Below are 17,230 nucleotides of genomic sequence, written 5' to 3' on the forward strand. Positions count from 1 at the left end.
CAAAAGGTAGAAAACATGATTGATCTCTATTATTGGGGGACGCCCAATGGTCATAAAATTACAATAGCTTTAGAAGAAATGGGGCTGGAGTATCAAATTTTCCCCATCAATATTCTGGAAAATGACCAGTTTCAACCTGATTTTTTACGTATTTCTCCCAACAATAAAATACCCGCCATTGTGGATCAGGACGGACCGCGTGGTGAGGCGATTTCAGTGTTTGAATCTGGCGCCATTTTGCAGTATTTGGGACGTAAAACAGGACTTTATTATCCAACCGATGAGCAGCAGCGCGTCGAAGTTGAGCAATGGTTAATGTGGCAAATGGGCGGACTGGGACCAATGTTGGGACAGAATCATCATTTTGGCCGCTTTGCCCCGGAAAAAATTCCCTATGCCATAGAGCGTTATGTTAATGAGACCAAACGTTTGTATGGCGTGCTGAATAAGCAGCTGATTGGTCAAAAGTATGTGGCGGGTGAATATTCGATTGCTGATATGGCGATTTTGCCGTGGATTTTACGTTATGAATGGCAGCAAATTCAGCTGGAAGATTATCCTTATGTGAAAGAGTATGTGGAGCGTTTGACTGCACGTCCGGCCATACAAAAAGCATTGTCGATTAAGGTGTAATAATTGCACCGTCATGCAGTTATGCTAAGATGCAGTGAATAATGAATAAGAACCACCCTTGCGGTGGTTTTTTGTTGGATGGTTGGCATGAAAAATTTCTTTTTAAATTCAACGCGTATTGTGGAAAATAATGCAAAAGTCTATTGGAGCATTATTTTTGGTATTGCAGCGTGTTTGATTCTTTATATTGCAGAAGCCGTGCATATCCAGAATTTTATGGCGACTTTAAATACTCAGGATGAAAATATCCTCAGTGCTGCCATTCAGCCCTTGGCTCAACGTTATAGCTATAGCCGTTATCTGGTTCTTGTTTTAGCTGTGTTGTGGTCAAGTTATGAATATAGCTCGACCAAGAAAAAACTGGGGCTTTAAAAAGTTTAAATAGTCAGTCATCTCATGCTGTCCTATGCTGCATTATTTATTTCCGCCTTTGGTGCTGCGACTTTATTGCCATTACAGTCTGAAGCGGTTTTACTGGCGCTATTGGCTCAGCAAAGTCATTCGGTGTCTGGATTGCTGTTGGTAGCCAGTCTGGGCAATGTACTCGGTTCCTGCATTAACTGGTGGCTCGGTTTTAAGATCGAACATTACAAGAATAAAAAATGGTTTCCTGTTTCAGAGCGGCAAATGCTGAAAGCACAAGGGATCTATCATAAGTATGGTTATGGCTCGTTATTGTTGAGCTGGCTGCCGATTATTGGTGATCCGATTACCTTGATTGCCGGTTTGATGAAAGAAAACTTCTGGCGGTTTTTCTTATTGGTTAGTGTAGCTAAGACTGGGCGTTATCTGTTTCTTTATTTGGCTTTTTCCATGTGGCAATAAAAAAGAGATGTTTTCGCCAATATTGCCTAATAGTTTTATTAAAGATTTTGATTTTTGTGAAAATAGTTAATTTCAAAAAATCATCTCATTTACGTTATAGGCTTTCACTGCCGCAATTTTTCAATAAAATCGAAAGGCATCTGTGTAGGCGAAGTCTTACTTTTGAGAGGCCAAAATGAGAACCTCGAAATATATTTTGAGTTCGCAAGAAAAGCCTTTGTTACCCATACACAACGTCCTGAGCTAGTTTTAAGCACTGCTTTAAAATGCAGCGCAAGGGATGGGTAACGTGTGGCATCCCTGCCACACTCGTGTATCCAAAGCTTGCTTAAATTAAACTATGTGGCAATAGTGGTGCTTTCGCATCTCTTTTTACCTAGCTTATTCACAATGATTCAGGTTGAACTTAATCTCATCTTTAAAGCTGGCTTTTTTATACATCCATAACGTGCTGGCAGTACGTTTCACATCAATTTGGCTATGCGATACGGCTTGAACCACTTTTTGATCTAAATCATAAATGCCTGAGCCTTGCTTAACCTTCACTTTTTTCACATCGCCATGCTTGTTGACTTTAAACGTAAATTTCACTGTACGGTTATGTCCACCTAGCGATTCAGAGTCCAGTTCTAGCTGTGGCTGAGCACGGTATGAAAATGACGTCTTTTTACCATGTTGCTGAGCCAGCCAGTTTTTCGACTCAAAATCATAGCTACACACTTCGGCATCTGCATCTTGACCGAGGTTCAGACTAAAGGTCTGATAGCCAATCACTGGTGTTGCGGTATCATTTTCAAAATGCGGTTTGACACGGGCTTCACGCACCGCTTGAACCAGCAGATTGTCCAGATGGTTTAAACCGGTGCTTTCCTGTACGCTGGCTTTGGTAACATTACCTTTTTCATCGGCATAGACTCGAATAATGGCACTGCGATTCTGCTCTTTCAAATCTTCATTTTTATAATGCGGGCGCGGAAATTGAGTCCACTGAATGCGTGTCGTGAGGTGAGCCGGCAGGGCTGCACTTTTCTGCACGGTAAGCTGTTTGGTTGCCTTGGGTTCAGCACTATAAGCTGCATTTAAGGAGAGACCCATGAGTAAAGAAAAACACAGTATTTGTTTCATAGATATTTATTTCTTAGTCAAACCTGATGTTACGGCGGTATCGGATAAAGTTAGTGCGAAGTATTTCCTGAATTGGAAATACTGGCAAGTCTAAAAACTCAATTAATCTTCATGATCATGCACTTTGGTAATATCGACACCAAATAAATCCTGCGTTTTTGCCCAGCTCATTGCCACCACAACCATGGTCATACAACCCCCAAATACGGTGGCCATAATCGTCCCCATATATTTCGCAGCCAGACCCGATTCAAAGGCGCCCAGTTCATTGCTGCTTGAAACAAACATGCCATTTACTGCAGCGACCCGGCCACGCATATTTTCTGGCGGGTAAATTTGCAAAATGGTCTGGCGAATCACCACGGAAATACTGTCACAGGCACCCGTCATCGCCAAAGCAAATAGCGACAGCCACATATTGTTCGAGAAGGCAAACAGCAAGGTAAATACACCAAATCCGGCCACGGCGAGCAACATATTACGCCACGCATTCTGGGTCGGTGGAAATCTGGTTAGGGCAATCATGGTAATCAGTGCGCCAATAGAGGGTGCTGCACGCAAATAGCCCAAACCTTCGGGACCAATTTTTAAAATATCCTCGGCAAAGATCGGCAGTAAAGCAATCACGCCGCCAAACAGTACGGAAACCAGATCCAGTGAAATCGCCCAAAGCACGATTTTGGTTTTCCAGATAAAGCGGAAACCATCTCCCAAACTTTCCAGCAAGTTATCGGTTTCAATCTTGGGAAAACTGCGCTGTTGCAGCAGGTTAATCAGGATAAAGCAGATGGACAATAATACGGTCACGGCCCAAAGACTATTTTCACGCCCTAAAAATGCCAGCATGAAACCACCCAGCATGGGACCGATAATCACACCACTTTGCCAGCCAATGGTGGTCCAAGTCGCGCCATTGGCATACAGTTCACGTGGAATTAAAAAAGGTTTTAGTGAAGTGGCGGATGGATTATAAAAGCCACGAATGGTGCCTAAGCCAAAAATCACGGCATAGATGCCCCATGACAATGTGGTCACGCCAATATGCGCCTGCCCATAGGCATGAAACAGCCACCATAGCACGATAGGCAAGGGCACGGCAAAGAACAGGCAGATTTTCATGATGGTCTGCTTGTTGAAACGGTCCGCAAAATAACCGCCCCATAAAGACAAGGCAATAAACGGAATTGCTTCGGCCAGACCAATCAAACCCAGGGTTAAAGGATCTTTGGTAATCTGATACAGCGAATACGCGACAATAATTTCTTGAATTAAAATGGCGAGAGTCAGGCAGAACTGGTTAATCGTCACAATAGAAAAGTCACGATAACGCAGCGCTGCAAAAGCATCCTGTGCAGGGTTCATGGTGGTCCAGTATTCTTATGGTGTGATAATTATACTGTTGAATAGTTGATTTATTAATAAAAACATCTGGCTTTTGATATGGAAAATAAGACTAAGCCAAGCCGATAATTGCTACGTTATTTTCAGCATATCTGCTTTTGTTTTGAGCAAAGATGCTTTAGAATATTCGCTCCCTTACCTGCAGGTCGTTTTTGCAATGGTGCAGAACGTGCCGAACAGGTGTTTAAAGAGGTTGTTATGGCTAAGTTAAAAACTCGCCGTGGTGCAGCTAAACGTTTCAAAGCGACTGCAAACGGTTTCAAGCGTAAACAAGCGTTCAAACGCCACATTTTGACCAAAAAATCTGCTAAACGTATTCGTCAATTGCGCGGTTGTGTCATGGTTCACGTAAGTGACATGAATTCAGTTCGTCGTATGTGCCCATACATCTAAGGAGATTATAAATGGCTCGTGTAAAACGTGGTGTACAGGCTCATCGCCGTCATAAAAAAATTCTTGCTCGTGCTAAAGGTTACTATGGCGCTCGCTCACGCGTTTACCGCGTTGCGTTCCAAGCAGTAATCAAAGCAGGTCAATACGCTTACCGTGACCGTCGTCAAAAGAAACGTCAATTCCGCGCTTTGTGGATTGCACGTATCAACGCTGGTGCGCGTCAAAATGGTTTGTCGTACAGCCGTATGATCGCTGGCTTGAAAAAAGCTCAAGTGATTATCGACCGTCGCGTACTTGCTGACATCGCTATGCATGATGCAGTTGCATTTGCTGCTTTAGCTTCTAAAGCTAAAGATGCATTAGCTGCTTAATCATCTTCGATGATTGAAAAAGACCGCTTTTTAGCGGTCTTTTTTATTTTGAGTACTATTTTTTTAAATTTCTTAAAATATCAATCCTTTTAATCCCATCTGCGTTTTGGAAATGTTGACAAGATAAACAAGCCAATTGCAACAAAGCCAATCGCTTGCATGGCGAGAATGATTTTATGCTCTGTTGGTAAAGCTGAAATTAAAGTGATGAATGCCATCAGCGGCATAACAAAAGTTAGAATGGCAAAGCCTTCTTTATAGGGATTATCTTCTGATATTTTTAAGCTTAATGCTCTTAAGACATGCAGGCCCATCCCCATGGCAAGACTGATGCCAGTTAATAGTACGGAAAGTTGTTGTACTGCGGAGCAGAGATAAATGATCACACACGTCGCAATACAAATAATCAGCTTTATTTGACGGGTACATTTATCTGAATACCAAAATTCCAGCATTATTGTGGTCCGTTGGAAAGATCGTTTTGATTCAGTAAAGATAAAGGCGAGAACAGACAGATGGCTAAGGCCATAAAGCCAATCCCTTGTGCGCCGGCAATTAAAATATCACCCTCCTGCATATGCATAAAAATCAGTGCCAACAGCAGGGCAATCGGAATCCAGACTAAGAGTCGATATAACAAACCGGTAGGATTTTTTACTGCAAAATGAATTTTGCAGTAACGGCAAATCAGGAAGATGATACCTGTGCCCAGATACATCAGAATTACATCCGGTTTTAACGGTTCCATCCAGTACAGTAGCGCTGTTACAATTGTAATCACAATAAAGATCATGAGTTTACGGAAGATGGAAACTTTAGGATCAAACCAAAATTCAAGCATGTTTTTCTGCTGGATAATTAAGAACTGAGAGCACTTTAGCAAAAATAAGGCAAAAAAAGCGAGGCTTTTGCCTCGCTAAAAATTAAGTATTTTTCTGTGGACCCCAATCATAGATTTTTTTATGGTAGGCATACCACATCATCCAGAGGCCAATCAGAATCATCGGAACGGTCAGGAACTGGCCTTTACTCATCCAGCCAATGAACAGCTGACCATTGTCCGGTTCGCGGAAGAATTCCACCACAAAGCGGGCAATACCATAACCAATCAGGAACAGGGCTGACACCGCCATTCGTGGACGTGGTTTTGAACTGAACCACCACAACACGATAAACAGAATTAAACCTTCACCCAAAGCCTGATACAGCTGAGAGGGGTGACGAACCAATTGTAAGGGGTCGGTTGGAAAAACCATGCCTAGAGCAAAGTTTGGATCCGAAACCGGGCGACCATACAGTTCACCGCCAATGAAGTTGCCAATACGGCCGAACATCAAGCCCGTCGGGACACACGGTGCAATAAAGTCCAGGGTTTGAAACCAGGTCATCTTGTATTTCTTACACCAGAACAGCATGGCCAGCATCACACCCAGAAAGCCGCCATGGAAACTCATACCGCCGGTCCAGACCTGAAATAGCCAGAGCGGATTGGCCAGAAACTGTTCAAAACCATAAAATAACACGTAGCCTACACGGCCACCGACCACGACCCCTAAAGCACCATAGAAAATCAGATCAGAAACCATGTCCGGCGTCCAGCCATCACGCTGTTTGGTTCTATGTGTTGCAAGTCCCCAGGCAAATAAAAATGCCAGCAAGTACATCAGTCCATACCAGTGGACTTGTAAGGGTCCCAGCGATACGGCAACCGGGTCAATATTGGGATAGGTCAGCATTCCTGTTCCTTGTCATTATGTTTTGCACAGATTTTAGCTGAATGTGATGAAAAATGTTGTACATTCAATGTGTAAAGATAAAGAGCATGGATTATGTGTATTGTAGCTTTGGCTTGGCAGGTGCTGGAAGATACGCCCTTATGTCTGATTTCCAATCGGGACGAGTTTTATCAGCGTCCGACTTCGGCCCTACACGCTTGGGAAAATAGCCCGATTCTGGCCGGACAAGACCTGCAGTCAGGCGGGACATGGATGGGGATTACCGCATCAGGTCGATGGGCTGTGGTGACCAATTTTAGAGATGCGAGCGATAAAAAGCAGTATCCGACTTCGCGCGGTCATCTGATACAGGCTTTTCTGGAATCTGATTTAACCCCGATCCGCTTTGCTCAAGCGCTGGAAAAACGGCAATGTGATTATGCTGGATTTAATTTATTTTTAGGTGATCAAACCCAGGCCGTGTATATGAGCAACCGCGGAGAAGCCCCACAGGTATTGGCCAAAGGGGTGTATGTGGTGTCCAATGGTTTAATGACCGAGCATTGGGAAAAAACCAGACATTTGCGCAAACGCTTTACCCAGGAATTTTTGCCGATGTTACAGCATACTGAAACCTCTGAGGCCGATCTGGAATTTGCTGTATGGGATATTCTGGAAGATGAACGGAAAATTATTCCTGAATTGTTGCCACAAACCGGTATTAGTACAGAAATGGAAGAATTGCTTTCATCGACCTTTATTCAAAGCCTGGTGTATGGCACACGCTGTTCCAATTTTCTAAGGATGAGCCAGAGTGCCTGGCTGTGGCAGGAAAAATCCCAGCAAGGGGAAACTCAAGGCAATATTATCCAGCTGCATTTGCCTTTAAATGAATAAAAAAATGCCGACATGAGGTCGGCATTTTTTAGCATGCAGCTTATTTACTTGGTGTCGCTTTCTTTACCATTGAGGGCGCGATTGGGTCAGCTGTAATATAACCCACCGCAGCGGCAAACTTTTTGTTGTAATTTGCATCAATAGCAGTGTCAAGTTGCGCAAGTAAATCTGCGCTTAAGCCACTACGTGCACCAGTAGCAGCATCTATTTTATAGAAACGGTTCCATTCATCACCTGGGTGCTGGAAGTTACTCATGATGTAGGTCCAGCCATTGACTTCATCTACGGCATGCAAACCAGTTGATTCTGCGCCTGCTGGCGTAGATAAGATACGATCTAGCGTTCCTGTATCCACATTGTATGCCCACAGATAGTTATTCAAATGGTTGCCTGAGTCTTCACCAATAAACAAAGTGCGTAGTTTTTCCGAGAACTTCAGGTTATCTGGACTGGCAATTTTTTCTGGATTCGCAGTGTTACCAAAGGTATCAAAGCTAATATCTTGCCCCATCAGTAACATATGACTTTGCGCAGGCACCCATTCACTTTTAATTAGTGTAGTGTTGCTGTCAAATTGATTGCCTTTAAGATCATGTGCAAGTACACCACCAGCTTTCAATGTTTTTGCGAATTTAATGTTATGCACAGCAACGTAACCGCTAGCATTTACAACCATTGAGTCCTGGATATTGGCAAGTGCAGAGTACGCCACTTTATCCTTGATATTAACAGTTGTGCCTTCCATTTTAGTGAATGCCATGCTTGCACCCATGAGCGCTGCATAACGATGAGTTTCTAAGAAAGCGGCTGCTTTTTCCATACCTGGTTTGAGTTTGACCCAAAGCTTTTTCTTCGCCAAGGTGATTTCAGTATAGCTGGCATCATTTGGATTTGTGTCTAAGCTTTCCATGATGTCAGTTGGTTGAATATTTTGAACATTCACCAAATCTTCAATTTCTTTACTGTTTGCAGAACCAAGTTTAATCCACTCAATACGTGCTGTAGAGGTTTCATTTAATTCATCTTTGTATTTAGCTGCGTAGAGTGTTCCCGCTGATAGGTCTTTTTCTTTATCTGCTACAAACATAAAGAAACCACCATTGGTATAGTCATCACCCATGATGACGGTTTTATTGTCAGGCATGACTTGAACCAGTTCATGTGAAATACGACCTAAACAATAATGTTTCTTGATGCTACCTGTACCATCTAAGTTGACGATAACTTCTGGTAAATGACCATAGTTATATGGTTTTACTTTGCTCATATCATTATTAAAGAAGTATTTTCCAAATCCAGTTGGAGCTGGACCGCCAATGCCTTGGTTGAAAGCATCCGGTTCATATTCTTCGCTTGAAAGATGCGTATTCCACGGAGAAAGACTCGCACCACAGGTAATCCATAAACCGTGCACAGGTGCTGTATTTACGTTGAAGTATTTCTTAAGTTCTAAATGACCCGTTTTTTGATCCTGATCGAGAGTCAAAATAGCGATTGGAGAAGGCAATTTACCATAGGTGTCTGCACCTGATTGGTCTTTTGAATTATATTCAAACTGAACCACATGGAATACCGGGGTGGTAACGCCGTCTACTTTTGCACCGGCTAAATGAATTAACGATGAACCATCTGGAGCATCAGAGAAGAACTGACGTTCTTGCCCGGCTACGGAGTTATCCATAATCGGGTTGCCATCAACATCAAAATAGCCACCAGCAACAATGTTTCCACCACCATGTTTGGGAACGGTCTGACCTGTAACAAAGAAGGGTTTATATGCAAGCTGATATTCTGTATTTGTTGCATCATCCCAAGTAATTTGTAGTTTTGATTTAACCGATGTCGTCGCCATGTCAGCAACCGTGTTCGGCGCAACCATTGGGGTAAATTTAGCACTTTTAAAATTGACAGGTTTTGTCGGTGGAGTGGTAATGATGTCTGAATCACTATTATTACACCCCGTTAATGCTGCTGTTGTGGCCATTGCCCCAAGCGGTAAAAAAGGAATTCCAGAAAACCATTTTAAAAGATCGCGACGAGTTGGCTGATGAGAAGTGGTTGTCATATTAAATCCGTAAAGTGTAATTAAGTTATTGTTTAGTTGATTATCATGAGCGATTGTATAAACGGGTGATGACAGTTTTTTTACACTTTTTGGTCAATTTAAAGACAATTTATTTTATTTAAAAATAATAAAATCAATACCTTAATATATATAAATAAAAACTCCAAACTTGCGTTTCAGGTTTGGAGCCGAGTAAAAGCAGTGTGATTATGGTTTGAATGCATGGCGCTTTTCTAACATCTTTCCAAGAAATAATCCTATTTCAAATAATAACCACATGGGAATGGCAAGCATCACCATGGAAAGTGCATCCGGTGGCGTCACAAACATGGCGACAAAGAAACAGCCCACCACAATGAAGCGGCGTTTTTCAATCAGACTTTGTGTGCTTACCGCTCCAATCAAAATAAGAACCAAAGTAATAATTGGAATTTCAAAGGTCAATCCAAATACTAAAAACAGTTTTAAGCAGAAACCCAGATAACTGTTAATATCCGTCATTGGTGCAACACTTTCTGGTGAAACACTAATAAAAAAATGTAGGATAGCAGGCAGGGTTATAAAATATGCAAATGCAACGCCCAGATAAAACAGAATAATGCTGCCAAATAAAAGTGGAACGGCTAAATGTCTTTCTTTTTCATACAATGCAGGCCGTACAAATGACCATAAAAAGTAGATGATCAATGGCATGGCCAGCATTAAGGCCACAAATAAATTCAACTTGAAGGGTGCCATAAAGGTTGCAGTGACATCCGTGGCAATCATGGTTGAATTGACAGGTAATTGCTGTCTGAGTGGTTCGGACAAAAGCTGATAGGTGTAATTGCGAAAGGGCAATAAGCAAAAAAATAGTAGCAGCGTAATACCGACGATTTTAAATAAATACTGGCGCAGTACGATTAAATGCTGCATTACAGGCATTTGTTGCAAATTTTCAGTTTGTGATTTGACTGCAGTCGCAGGTAATTGACTTGGACTCATACGGCAATCTTCAATTTAGATGGGAGATAAGAACGCGAAGCCATGATGACCTCTGAGCCATGTAATTTGATAAAATTCGCTGAAAATGGGGTCAAACGACACGTACTTAGCCAGATGTAAAGCTGTGGAGATGGCTCATCAGACTTAGACGGCTGTGTTGACTGGGTCAAATGATCAAGCTGCTTTTGCAAGCGTTGTTCAATTTCCGTCATGCGGTCAATTTCTTTTTGGATTTGTTCGCGAAATTCAGAAAGCTTCAGCTCACGATCGACTTCAGTTTGAACACTATGAATAAAACGTTTTGCTTTGCCATACCATTTTGCCGCGAAACGAGCAGCTTCAGGCAGTTTTTCAGGACCTAAAACTAAAAGTGCGATGATGGCAAAGCACAATAGTTCAGTCATACCAATATTTAGCATGGCTGCGCTCGCTTAGCTTTTTACAGAGCTTTCAGTATTTTTAACATGAGCATCAATGGTACGGGGCTCTTTAAGCTGAGTGTGTTCGGCCTCATCTTCTTTGATCGATTTTTTAAAATCTTTGACTGCACCACCGACATCTTTCCCCAGATTTTTGAGTTTCGATGTACCAAACAATAAAATGACCACAATTGCAAAAATCAGCACGTGCCAAATAGAAAGTCCTGCCATGTTATTTTCCTCTATTTTTGTTGTTCTCATCTCAACAGGATTTTATGACAAGGCCATGACGTTTCTGTTTCGGTTTTAAGACAACGCGTTGCATTGCAAAATGAACAGCGAAAACCATGTCATCAAAATCAGATTTGAAGCCCAGCTGTGCTAGGATGGGTTTTTAAATCAAAACCCTAAGCTGTACTTTCATGGCCCTGATTCTTCCTTTAATTTCTTTTCTGATCGGATATTGGGGTGTGCATGTTTTAAAGCCGATACGGCCATTATTGGCCGCTTTACTGGCCCGGATTCTTATTCCACTGCTGATCATTTACAACATGGTGTTCTATAAAGAAGGCAGTCTGTGGCTGATTGGTTTCAGCTTGGTCAGTTCCATTATTTTCTTCAGTATTTTTTATTATTTTCAAAAAGATAAATTACGCGCTCTGTGCTTTAGTTACTTAAATGGCGCATGGTTGGGGCTACCTTTTGCTTTGGCGGTCTTTGGACCTAAGGCCAGCAGCACCATTGTTGCGTTGTATATTGGTGGTTCACTGTTTGGCAATGTCTGTGCCGTGATGGCCGTGAGTGAAGCTAAACAGGATATCAGTTTCATCATTAAAAATGTACTGCTGTCGCCACCGGTCATTGCCTTGACCACGGCTGCTGTTTTGTCATTCTGGGATTTTAGCGCCTTTGAACATCATCCTGCCGTGCAATCGGCATATCAGCTGAATAAGGTGTTGGTGACGTTTTCAGGCATGTGCGTTTTGGGTATGTGGCTGAGTAAAGTCAGGATTGGCTGGGGGGATTTGAAGCGGAGTTTACTGATCATCAGTAGCCGGATGCTATTGGCGGTTTTGTTGTGTGCTGCGGCTTATCTGTTTTTACCAATTCCGCATCAAGCGCTGACATTTGCGGTGATGTTGATGTTCTTTTGTTTACCGCCTGCTGCCAATATTGTGGCGCTGGAAACGCATTATCAAGGTACCGGATATTCAGCAAAATATATTGCATCGGGTACGGTGGCCAGTGCGATGATTATTTCGATTTATGGTGTGGTGTTGCATGGTTTAGTGCCGGCATTATAAATATAAGAAAAGTTCTCTCTCCCAGAGGGAGAGAGTTAGAGAGAGGGTAGAGGAAAATATTCCCTTATGAAGCTGAATAGAAACTTAAAACTTTGTCCAATAAGTTGATCGTTACGATTACAGGCGAATTTATTTACCTCTCCCTTGCGCAGCAGCGCTGCTCATCTCCTAAAGGAGAGGGGATTAATAAGGAAATTACTTCTCCAAACTCGCCTTAAATAACTGCATAGCCTGACCGCGATGGCTAATTTTATTTTTATCTTCTTTGCTCATTTCGGCACTGGAAATACCCAGTTCAGGCAACCAGAACAACGGGTCATAACCAAAACCATTTTCACCACGAGGTGCTTCCAGTACTTCACCTTTCCAGATGCCCTGGAAAATTTGAGGTAGCGGATCATCAGCATGCTGAACCAGTGCAAGCACACAGACAAACATACCTTCAATCGTTTCACCTTCTTTACGAAGCGGTTTAAGTCGGGTTAAGAGTTTTTCATTATTGGCGGCATCATTGCCATGTTCCCCCGCAAAGCGTGCAGAATAAATCCCGGGAGCACCACCAAGGACTGGAACACAAATACCAGAGTCATCGGCAATGGCGGGTTTACCTGAGATTTTAGAGGCATGACGCGCTTTGATGATTGCATTTTCAATAAAGCTCATCCCATCTTCAATGGCATCTTCAATATTCAGTTTGCCTTGTGGAATCACTTCTACAGGGAGATTTAACTCGGCAAACATTTTTTCAAATTCGGCAATTTTTCCTTTGTTATTGCTCGCAAGTACGAGTGTTCCTTGAGATAACCAATCTTGTGCAGACATTTTATAAAAGCTCTGATTTTGAAAATGAGTTTAATTTTACCTGAAATGGTGAGTAAGAAGCAGCCAATAAAAAAGCACCCGAAGGTGCTTTTTAGAATCAGGCTAAATTACTGTGCCTGAATCCATTTGTCCGCACGGTCACGCGCCATACGAATCTGTTCTTGGGTCAAGTTCGCTGCCAAAGCGGTTTTTTTACCTTCAGACAGAGAAATGACTTTATTGTCGAGCATGCCATCACGGGTAGACAGTTCATACCACTGGTAAGCACCGACGTAATTTTTCTTCTGTTCTTCCATCATGGCAAGATTAAAGCTGGCGCGGTTATCACCATGGCTTGCCGCTTTTTCAAAATATTTACGTGCCAAAGTTTCATCTTTTTTGGTGCCAATACCATCAGCCAGCATACGGCCCACATTCAACTGGGCAGCGGTCAGACCTTGGTCAGCAGCAGCTTTGTACCAGCTAAAAGCTTGATGTTCATCTTTTTGAACATCTTTACCTTGCTGGTATTTGGTGGCCAGATAGAACTGTGCACCCGCTTGACCAGATTTTGCAGATTTGGTCAGGCTATTGATATCCATAACAGAATATTGTGCTGCTTGGCTAGAAACAGAAGGTGCTGGTGCAACATAATCTGCATGAGCTTGAATGCTAAAAAGACCAACCAATAGTGTGCTTAATAATATTTTTTTCATAGTGCGCTCACTCGATAAATAGCGACTTCACCAAACAGATTCGGGATATGTTTACTCAGTAAACTTCCTTGCTGATCCCCATTTACGGCGAGTCGATTAATAATCCGGATATCATTTTCAGCACAAAGTGCTTCAAAATCACGGAAAGTACATAAATGAATATTAGGCGTGTTATACCACATATACGGTAAAGCTTCCGAAACGGGCATCATTCCTTTGAGTGCCAAGAAAGAACGGGTCTTCCAATGCGCAAAGTTCGGAAAGGTGATAATGGCCTGTTTCCCCACACGCACCATGTCACGCAATAACACGTCTGGTGCATCTACAGCTTGCAAGGCCTGTGCCATAACCACATAGTCAAATGACTGGTCTGCAAAGCGGCTTAAACCGAGGTTTAAGTCTTGTTGGATAATATTTAACCCTCGACTGACCGCAATTGCAATCTTTTCTTGATCAATTTCCAACCCGTATGCACGAATGTTGTGCTTTTTGCTCATATGTGCCAGTAGTTCACCATCACCACAGCCCAAATCCAGCACGCTAGAATCAGGTTTAATCCATGTTTCTGCCAGTTGATGATCGATACGCATTACACGGTCTCCTTAGGTGTGGCTTCAAGGTGTTCTGCACCACCTAAAAATGCACGTAATGATTTAACGTAAAGCGGAATAGGGAACAGGAATGAATCATGGCCTTGTTCTGCATCAATATCAACATAGCTGACAGGTTTGTGGTTACTAATGAGGGCATCGACAATTTCTTGCGAACGCTGTGGGGTAAAACGCCAGTCGGTGGTAAATGAAACCACCAGGAAACGGCATTGGGTATTGGCCATGGCCTTAGTTAAGGACAATTCATATTCACGTGCCGGATCGAAATAATCCAAAGCCTTGGTCATGATCAGATAGGTATTGGCATCAAAGTTACGGCTGAATTGTTCACCTTGATAACGCAAATAACTTTCCACCTGGAATTCGACATCAAAACCGTACATAAATTTGCCAGACTTTAAGTCACGACCAAATTTCTGTTTCATGGCTTCTTCAGACAAATAGGTAATATGACCGACCATACGCGCCAAAATCAGGCCACGTTTTGGATAGCTGTCATTTTCCAGATAACGCCCATGATGGAAGTCCGGGTCAGACAGAATGGACTGACGCGCCACTTCGTTAAAGGCAATATTTTGTGCCGAAAGTTTTGGGGCGCTGGCAATAATGACACAGTTTTTTAAACGGTCCGGATAATCCACCGACCATTGCAAAGCCTGCATCCCGCCAAGTGAACCACCAATGACAGAATACCAGACATCAATACCTAGACGGTCGGACAGCATGGCTTGGGTTTTCACCCAGTCACGCACGGTCACCAAAGGAAAGTCCGGACCATAAGGACGGTTGTCATTTTCAGGATTTGGAGAGATGGGGCCGGTTGAACCACTGCAACCACCAATGTTGTTTAAGGCAACGACAAAGAATTTAGACGTATCAATGGCTTTGCCCGGACCAATACAGGAATCCCACCAACCTGGCTTTTTGTCATCTTCATGATGATAGCCGGCTGCATGATGATGCCCAGACAACGCATGGCAAATCAGAATCGCATTGGATTTATCTGCATTGAGCGTACCATAGGTTTCAATCATGATTTCGAAACGTGGCAGAATACGACCACATTCAAGCTCTAACGGCTCTTCGAACAGGAATTTTTCTGGGGTCACTAGACCCACTGAGTCAGCTGGAAAAGACACAGGAATAATTCGCCTTAAATCTTTAGGATGAATAACAAAAGGATACCACTTGAGGGTATCCTTTCTAAAGTTTTTTATTTGATAAAGCTTATACGGCAGCAGCAATCACTTGATCTGTGCTCAATACACCTTGCTCAATCAAGCGGTTTGTACAGGCAATAATCGCTTCAATGGATGAGGTCACGATGTTGTCGTGTACACCGGCACCAAAGGCAGATTTACCAGTACCTTTGACTTGAAGCTCGATTAAAGCCAAGGCTTTGGCATGTGCACCAGAACTGATACTGCGTTCTTCATAGTTCAACACATCAATTGGTAATTGCAAGGCATTCAAGATCGCCGAGATCGGACCGTTGCCTTCACCACGCAAGTGCTGGGTTTCACCATCTACCACCACATCAAGTTCAATCACCTGGTTGCCATTTTCATCTGACAATCTGTAGTTTTTGGCAGAATAATGCGCATCTTTAGCAGCAACATAAGTGTCTTTAAATAATGACCAGATATCTTGTGCTGAAATTTCTTTGGCCTGTTCATCAGTCACTTGTTGTACCACTTGAGAGAATTCAATTTGCAAGCGACGCGGTAACACTACGTTGTAATTAGATTCTAACAAGTAAGAAATACCGCCTTTACCTGATTGTGAGTTGACACGAATCACGGCGTCATAGTCACGGCCCAAATCTTTAGGGTCGATTGGCAAGTAAGGCATATCCCAGATTTCTTCGTTTTTCTGATGCTCAAAACCTTTCTTGATGGCATCCTGATGCGAACCAGAGAAGGCAGTGAATACCAAATCACCCGCATATGGATGACGTGGATGTACAGGCAAACCGGTACATTCTTCAACAGTGGCAATAATTTCATTGATGTTGGAGAAATCCAAGTTTGGTGCAACACCTTGGGTGTACATGTTCAAGGCAATCGCTGCAACGTCGACGTTACCGGTACGTTCACCATTCCCAAACACACAGCCTTCCACACGGTCAGCACCGGCCATAATCGCCAATTCAGATGCAGCAATACCACAGCCACGGTCGTTATGACAGTGCACGGAAATAATCACCCCATCACGACGCTGAATGTTGCGGTGCATCCATTCAATCTGGTCGGCATAGACGTTTGGACCTGACACTTCAACGGTTGCAGGCAAGTTCAAGATGACTTTGTTTTCAGGTGATGCTTCCCAGATTTCGGTCACGGCATCACAGACATCTTTCGCCACTTCCAATTCTGTTGCAGAGAAACATTCAGGGCTGTACTGGAATACCCATTCAGTTTCAGGATATTGCGCTGCATATTCTTTGACTTTTTCAGCCGCATTCATGGCCAACTGTTTGGCACCGGCCACATCAACATTCAAGACTTTTTGACGGAAAGTCGGTGAGTTGGAGTTGTAGATATGCACGATGGCACGTTTAGCACCAATTAAAGATTCAAAGGTACGTTGAATCAAATGATCACGCGCCTGAACTAAAACTTCGATATACACGTCATCTGGAATATGACCTTCTTCAATCAATTTACGGGTGAAGTCAAAGTCAATTTGCGATGCAGAAGGGAATCCGATTTCAATATGTTTGAAGCCGATTTTCACCAGCATCTGGAACATTTTAAATTTTTGATCAATGTCCATCGGTTCGAAAATCGCTTGGTTACCGTCACGTAGGTCGGTACTCATCCAAATTGGCGCTTTTGTGATTTCATTGTTCGGCCATTGACGGTCTGGCAAGTCTACACGTTGGTACATGCGACGGTATTTTTTACTTGGATCAGCCAACATCATGAGGTAACTCCTTGTGTAGCATGGGTTGCTTCAGGTCGTGGATAA

21 protein-coding genes are annotated in these 17,230 nt (G+C 42.9%); 7 read left to right on the top strand and 14 right to left on the bottom strand.

Features of this window, described 5'->3' with window-relative positions:
- The first annotated feature begins 15 nt into the window (after window positions 1-15).
- From FB6_RS02480 to FB6_RS02490, 3 genes are all read left to right on the top strand, one after another.
- Window positions 16-633 (top strand): glutathione S-transferase N-terminal domain-containing protein, encoded by a 618-nt coding sequence (locus FB6_RS02480; protein ID WP_174558485.1) that lies wholly within the window; start codon window positions 16-18, stop codon window positions 631-633.
- Window positions 634-720: 87 nt separating this feature from the next.
- Window positions 721-1,005 carry a hypothetical protein gene (locus FB6_RS02485; protein WP_174558486.1) on the top strand — a complete coding sequence of 95 codons (285 nt, stop codon included), beginning with the start codon at window positions 721-723 and terminating at the stop codon, window positions 1,003-1,005.
- A gap of 27 nt (window positions 1,006-1,032) precedes the next feature.
- On the top strand, window positions 1,033-1,458 hold the full coding sequence (locus FB6_RS02490; RefSeq protein ID WP_174558516.1) for a YqaA family protein: 426 nt from the start codon (window positions 1,033-1,035) through the stop codon (window positions 1,456-1,458).
- Window positions 1,459-1,839: 381 nt separating this feature from the next.
- Here the strand turns inward: FB6_RS02490 and FB6_RS02495 are convergent, their stop codons facing one another.
- Both FB6_RS02495 and FB6_RS02500 read right to left on the bottom strand, forming a co-directional pair.
- The gene (locus FB6_RS02495) at window positions 1,840-2,583 is read right to left on the bottom strand and encodes a TonB family protein (protein WP_174558487.1); all 744 of its coding nucleotides are present in this window, start codon (window positions 2,581-2,583) and stop codon (window positions 1,840-1,842) included.
- Window positions 2,584-2,685: 102 nt separating this feature from the next.
- Window positions 2,686-3,945, bottom strand: a complete 1,260-nt coding sequence (locus FB6_RS02500; RefSeq protein ID WP_174558488.1) for an MFS transporter — start codon at window positions 3,943-3,945, stop codon at window positions 2,686-2,688.
- A 237-nt stretch (window positions 3,946-4,182) separates the two neighbouring features.
- Here FB6_RS02500 and rpmI point away from each other — a divergent pair, with 237 nt between their 5' ends.
- A complete protein-coding gene (gene rpmI / locus FB6_RS02505; protein ID WP_002054552.1) occupies window positions 4,183-4,377 on the top strand; it encodes a 50S ribosomal protein L35 in 195 nt (64 codons plus the stop codon).
- An 11-nt stretch (window positions 4,378-4,388) separates the two neighbouring features.
- Window positions 4,389-4,748, top strand: a complete 360-nt coding sequence (gene rplT, locus FB6_RS02510) for a 50S ribosomal protein L20 (RefSeq protein ID WP_004647525.1) — start codon at window positions 4,389-4,391, stop codon at window positions 4,746-4,748.
- Between the two features lie 89 nt (window positions 4,749-4,837).
- On the opposite strand, the gene FB6_RS02515 is transcribed toward rplT, so the two are convergent.
- From FB6_RS02515 to lgt, 3 genes are all read right to left on the bottom strand, one after another.
- The gene (locus tag FB6_RS02515; protein WP_174558489.1) at window positions 4,838-5,203 is read right to left on the bottom strand and encodes a hypothetical protein; all 366 of its coding nucleotides are present in this window, start codon (window positions 5,201-5,203) and stop codon (window positions 4,838-4,840) included.
- On the bottom strand, window positions 5,203-5,589 hold the full coding sequence (locus FB6_RS02520) for a hypothetical protein (protein WP_174558490.1): 387 nt from the start codon (window positions 5,587-5,589) through the stop codon (window positions 5,203-5,205). The genes FB6_RS02515 and FB6_RS02520 overlap by 1 nt, the downstream gene beginning before the upstream one ends.
- An 82-nt stretch (window positions 5,590-5,671) precedes the next feature.
- Window positions 5,672-6,484: a prolipoprotein diacylglyceryl transferase gene (gene lgt / locus FB6_RS02525; protein ID WP_174558491.1), complete on the bottom strand. Its 813-nt coding sequence runs from the start codon at window positions 6,482-6,484 to the stop codon at window positions 5,672-5,674.
- Window positions 6,485-6,577: 93 nt separating this feature from the next.
- On the opposite strand from lgt, the gene FB6_RS02530 reads away from it, so the two are divergent.
- Window positions 6,578-7,360 carry an NRDE family protein gene (locus tag FB6_RS02530; RefSeq protein WP_174558492.1) on the top strand — a complete coding sequence of 261 codons (783 nt, stop codon included), beginning with the start codon at window positions 6,578-6,580 and terminating at the stop codon, window positions 7,358-7,360.
- A 40-nt stretch (window positions 7,361-7,400) separates the two neighbouring features.
- On the opposite strand, the gene FB6_RS02535 is transcribed toward FB6_RS02530, so the two are convergent.
- The 4 genes from FB6_RS02535 to tatA all read right to left on the bottom strand — a co-directional run bounded on the left by FB6_RS02535 (window position 7,401) and on the right by tatA (window position 11,059).
- Window positions 7,401-9,425 (bottom strand): PhoX family protein, encoded by a 2,025-nt coding sequence (locus tag FB6_RS02535; RefSeq protein WP_174558493.1) that lies wholly within the window; start codon window positions 9,423-9,425, stop codon window positions 7,401-7,403.
- 207 nt (window positions 9,426-9,632) lie between these two features.
- The gene (tatC, locus tag FB6_RS02540; protein ID WP_174558494.1) at window positions 9,633-10,409 is read right to left on the bottom strand and encodes a twin-arginine translocase subunit TatC; all 777 of its coding nucleotides are present in this window, start codon (window positions 10,407-10,409) and stop codon (window positions 9,633-9,635) included.
- Entirely contained in the window at window positions 10,406-10,828 is a 423-nt protein-coding gene (tatB, locus tag FB6_RS02545) for a Sec-independent protein translocase protein TatB (protein WP_174558495.1), read from the bottom strand. Before tatB ends, tatC begins: the two co-directional genes overlap by 4 nt.
- Before the next feature lie 12 nt (window positions 10,829-10,840).
- Window positions 10,841-11,059, bottom strand: coding sequence for a Sec-independent protein translocase subunit TatA (tatA, locus tag FB6_RS02550; RefSeq protein WP_174558496.1), 219 nt, complete (start codon window positions 11,057-11,059; stop codon window positions 10,841-10,843).
- Between the two features lie 191 nt (window positions 11,060-11,250).
- Here tatA and FB6_RS02555 point away from each other — a divergent pair, with 191 nt between their 5' ends.
- Entirely contained in the window at window positions 11,251-12,132 is an 882-nt protein-coding gene (locus tag FB6_RS02555; RefSeq protein WP_174558497.1) for a permease, read from the top strand.
- Window positions 12,133-12,327: 195 nt separating this feature from the next.
- Here the strand turns inward: FB6_RS02555 and rdgB are convergent, their stop codons facing one another.
- The 5 genes from rdgB to leuA all read right to left on the bottom strand — a co-directional run bounded on the left by rdgB (window position 12,328) and on the right by leuA (window position 17,185).
- Window positions 12,328-12,954, bottom strand: coding sequence for an RdgB/HAM1 family non-canonical purine NTP pyrophosphatase (gene rdgB, locus FB6_RS02560; RefSeq protein ID WP_174558498.1), 627 nt, complete (start codon window positions 12,952-12,954; stop codon window positions 12,328-12,330).
- A gap of 107 nt (window positions 12,955-13,061) precedes the next feature.
- A complete protein-coding gene (locus FB6_RS02565) occupies window positions 13,062-13,649 on the bottom strand; it encodes a tetratricopeptide repeat protein (RefSeq protein WP_217427319.1) in 588 nt (195 codons plus the stop codon).
- Window positions 13,646-14,239: a methionine biosynthesis protein MetW gene (gene metW / locus FB6_RS02570; RefSeq protein ID WP_174558499.1), complete on the bottom strand. Its 594-nt coding sequence runs from the start codon at window positions 14,237-14,239 to the stop codon at window positions 13,646-13,648. Before metW ends, FB6_RS02565 begins: the two co-directional genes overlap by 4 nt.
- Window positions 14,239-15,399, bottom strand: a complete 1,161-nt coding sequence (gene metX / locus FB6_RS02575) for a homoserine O-succinyltransferase MetX (protein ID WP_174558500.1) — start codon at window positions 15,397-15,399, stop codon at window positions 14,239-14,241. The genes metW and metX overlap by 1 nt, the downstream gene beginning before the upstream one ends.
- 88 nt (window positions 15,400-15,487) lie before the next feature.
- The gene (gene leuA / locus FB6_RS02580) at window positions 15,488-17,185 is read right to left on the bottom strand and encodes a 2-isopropylmalate synthase (protein WP_174558501.1); all 1,698 of its coding nucleotides are present in this window, start codon (window positions 17,183-17,185) and stop codon (window positions 15,488-15,490) included.
- Window positions 17,186-17,230 lie beyond the last annotated feature (45 nt).

The sequence above is a fragment of the Acinetobacter bouvetii genome, from assembly GCF_902753875.1.
Lineage (GTDB): Bacteria > Pseudomonadota > Gammaproteobacteria > Pseudomonadales > Moraxellaceae > Acinetobacter > Acinetobacter bouvetii_A.